Below are 669 nucleotides of genomic sequence, written 5' to 3' on the forward strand. Positions count from 1 at the left end.
CTGCGGGAAATTGCCCACCAGCCGTTGTACGCGCGGGTCGTATTCTTCGGCCAGCAGGCCCACGTCGTTGCGCAGCGCCAGCAGCTTGGTGAACAGCGCGCGCGCTTCGTCATGGCGGCCCTGCATGACGAGGTTGTCGACATACCAGAAGCTGCAGGCCAGGAATACGCCTTCGCCCTCGGGCAGGCCGTCGGTCACGGCTTCGGTGCGGTAGCGGCGCACGAGGCCATCGACGAGCAGGTCTTCTTCGATGGCCTTGACCGTGCCCTGGATGCGCGGGTCGGATGCCGGCAGAAAGCCGACGAGCGGCAGCATCAGCAGCGCGGCGTCCAGTTCTTCGCTGCCGTAGCTCTGCACGAAGCAGCCGCGGGCGGCGTTGTAGCCGTGGGCGCAGACCTCCGCGTGGATGCGATCGCGCACGGCGCGCCAGCGTTCTACGGGGCCGTCGACATTGAATTGCTCGATGGTTTTGACGGCGCGGTCGAAGGCCACCCACGCCATCACCTTGGAATGCGTGAAATGGCGCGAGGGGCCGCGGACTTCCCAGATGCCTTCGTCGGGCGTTTGCCAGATGCTTTCCAGATGCGTCATCAGCGCGACCTGCAGGCGCCACGAGGCATCGTCGCCATCCAGGCCGCCTTTGCGGGCGATGAACAGGGCATCCATCAG

Annotated in this window: 1 protein-coding gene; it reads right to left on the reverse strand. The window is 66.1% G+C overall.

Translation table 11 applies throughout. The features are described from left to right. Positions 1–669, reverse strand: a 669-nt coding sequence (locus FUT88_RS25250; RefSeq protein WP_147219286.1) for a glycoside hydrolase family 15 protein, incomplete at both ends; no start/stop codon positions are given.

The sequence above is a fragment of the Ralstonia sp. TCR112 genome (assembly GCF_007997035.1).
In the GTDB taxonomy this organism is placed as follows: domain Bacteria; phylum Pseudomonadota; class Gammaproteobacteria; order Burkholderiales; family Burkholderiaceae; genus Ralstonia; species Ralstonia edaphi.